This is a genomic window from Streptomyces ossamyceticus (assembly GCF_001418475.1).
GTDB classification, from domain to species: Bacteria; Actinomycetota; Actinomycetes; order Streptomycetales; family Streptomycetaceae; genus Streptomyces; species Streptomyces ossamyceticus.
Genome location: NZ_LIQX01000800.1, coordinates 626 through 1,495 on the forward strand (window position 1 = coordinate 626; position 870 = coordinate 1,495).

At 72.1% G+C, this 870-nt stretch carries 1 protein-coding gene; it reads left to right on the forward strand.

What is annotated here, in order from left to right; all coding sequences use genetic code 11:
- Positions 1–870, forward strand: an 870-nt coding sequence (locus tag AOK15_RS48080; RefSeq protein WP_240508799.1) for a glycosyl hydrolase 115 family protein, incomplete at both ends; no start/stop codon positions are given.

Here is an 870-nt window from a genome sequence, read left to right on the forward strand (position 1 = left end):
CTGTGGGTGGCGAACGTCGGCGACCTGAAGGGGAACGAGCTGCCCACCGAGTTCTTCCTGAACTACGCCTGGAGGCCCGGCCGTTGGGGGTTGGAGAACCTGGAGGAGTGGGAGCGGGGGTTCGCCCGGCAGAACTTCGGCGGGCGGTTCGCCGACGAGATCGCCGAGGTGCTGAGCGCGTACGGGCAGTTGCAGGCCCGCCGTAAGCCCGAGCTGCTGAACCGGAGGATCACCCTCGACCCGTCGAAGGACCCGGCGAAGGACGAGGGGGCGATCGTCTACGACGACAAGGAGACGCCGTTCTTCTTCGGGCACCACGAGCTGGAGCGCGTCACCGAGGAGTGGGGCGCGCTGGCCCGGCGGGCGGAGCGGCTGGGGCGGAAGCTGCCGGCCGGTGTCCAGGACGCGTGGTTCGAGCTGGTGGGCTACCCGGTGCTGGCGACGGCCAACCTGTACGGGTTACGGGAGGACGAGTTCAAGAACCTGCTGTACGCGCGGCAGGGACGGGCGGCGACGAACGACCGGGCGGCCGCCGCGGAGGCGGGCCTGGCCAGGGACTTCGCCCTCGCCGACCGGTTCAACACGGGGGTCGCCGACGGGAAGTGGCGGGGCTTCCAGACCCAGCCGCACATCGGGTACGGCGACGTCGAACGCTACGGGCCCAACGCGGGATGGCAGCAGCCGGAGAAGGATCACCAGGCGCTGCCGGACGAGATCTTCCCCAAGGTGCGGCGGATCGAGGTTCCGGAGGCCGCGGAGCTGGGAGTCGCCGCCCCGGACGCGCCGCCCGGCCACCACGCCCCCCGGTCGTCCGCGCCGTCGACGGCGACTCCCAGCTCCGCGGCCTCCGGAACCTCGATCCGCCGCCCC